Origin of the sequence: Vibrio sp. YT-17 (genome assembly GCF_033337375.1) — a bacterium.
In the GTDB taxonomy this organism is placed as follows: Bacteria; Pseudomonadota; Gammaproteobacteria; order Enterobacterales; family Vibrionaceae; genus Vibrio; species Vibrio alginolyticus.
This window is the reverse complement of record NZ_JAWOQP010000067.1, coordinates 1-1,726: the sequence shown is the minus strand read 5'-3', so window position 1 is coordinate 1,726 and position 1,726 is coordinate 1. Positions and strand designations below refer to the sequence as shown.

General features: G+C 51.1%; 1 protein-coding gene and 1 pseudogene. Both read right to left on the bottom strand.

Annotated elements, in window-relative coordinates:
* Positions 1-237, bottom strand: a pseudogene (gene vscO / locus R7F67_RS23865) (type III secretion system central stalk protein VscO); the annotation flags it as partial.
* Entirely contained in the window at positions 234-1,556 is a 1,323-nt protein-coding gene (gene vscN / locus R7F67_RS23860; protein WP_318057417.1) for a SctN family type III secretion system ATPase VscN, read from the bottom strand. The gene vscN and the pseudogene vscO, both read right to left, overlap by 4 nt.
* Between the last annotated feature and the right edge of the window lie 170 nt (positions 1,557-1,726).

Genomic DNA, 1,726 nt, shown 5'->3' with positions numbered 1-1,726 from the left:
AAGTAGGGCTATTTCTTGTCTTAGCGTTTCCAGCTCTTTAAGAAGCACGGTTTGCTGTTTGGCTTTCGCGAAGCGGCGTTCTTCTTCTTCCTGACGCCAAACGTGATAGTCCGCTACCGAGCGTTCTGCTTTTTGCAGCTCTGCCGCCACATTGGCAACTCGGTATTCTTGGCGTTGAACGGCTTTATCGGCGCGGTCTGCACGAATTTTCTTAATTTCTAATAATCGTTCGATCATTGACCTGCGATGCCTTTCAGTTGAGCGATAGCACCTTCAAGGTCGCTTGGCTCATGGGTACCTTGACGTAAAAATGCGCGAATATCGTCACTTTGTGCGATTGCCAGATCGGCTCGAGGGTCAGCGCCATGTTGGTACTCGCCGATTTTGATAAGCAGCTCGACTTCTTCATATTTCGCCAACATTTCACGCAGATGCGCGGCAGATGCTTGATGATCCGCTTCGACAATTTGGTTCATTACTCGGCTTGCTGAGCGGAGCACATCGATGGCCGGGTAGTGGTTCATTGCCGCCAATTTCCGGGAAAGGATAATGTGTCCATCCAGAATGGATCGCGTTTCATCTGCGACAGGCTCGGTCATGTCGTCACCTTCGACCAATACGGTGTAAAGGGCAGTGATAGAGCCTTTGTCCGATTGGCCGGCACGCTCCATTAGTTTTGGCAGCGCGGCAAAAACAGAAGGCGGATAACCGCGTCGAGTTGGTGGTTCACCAGCGGCAAGGCCAATTTCACGTTGCGCACGAGCAAAACGCGTGACGGAGTCCATCAGCAGCAAAACGCGCTTGCCTTGGTCTCGGAAATATTCGGCGATTGAAGTCGCAACGAACGCCGCTGTTGCGCGCTCCATGGCTGGTCTGTCGGATGTCGCAACGACCAGTACTGAACGCGCCATACCATCTTCGCCCAAGTCGTGTTCGATGAACTCTCGCACTTCTCGCCCACGTTCGCCAATCAGAGCCAGAACGGTTACGTCTACGTCCGCAGAGCGAATCAGCTTCGCCAGCAAGGTACTTTTACCGCCGCCAGCCGCAGCGAAAATGCCCATACGTTGGCCTTCACCACAAGTGAGCAAACCATCTATGGAGCGAACGCCAAGCGAAATTGGTTTTTCGATCAATTTACGCTGCATCGGTGGCGGGGCATCACGATAAACGGGATACCAAGCACTTGGCTCTTGGCTTTGCGCACCATCGAAAGGGCGGCCCAGTCCGTCGAGGATTTTACCCAGCAAGTGATCGCCAACACCGACTTCGTGCATTTTCCCCATCGGGCTCACCTCGGTATTGGATGAAATGCCAAACATGTTGCCAAGTGGGGTAAGCAGCGCGTGATGTTGTTGAAAGCCGACGACTTCAGCCAACAACGATAAGGTTTGATCGGGATTGCGCAGCTCACACAACTCTCCAACGCGTACGCCCGGCACCACAGCCTTGATGATGGTGCCGGTTACTTGAGTAACGCGTCCGCGAATTTGGATCAAACGCGTTTGTTTGATCGCAGATTGCTGAATATCGGTGATGTATGAGAAATCGTTCAATGTAAAAAATATGCGCAATGATTGATGCTGGGAGAATAGAAAGGATGGGTTGGTATTTATAGTGAATATTGGTCGGGAGTTTTTAGAAAACTGAAAGCGCACTAAAAAAACACGTCTGATTTTGACAGCCTGATAAAAACGCACTTCATATAATTCGCTTGTAGTGTACG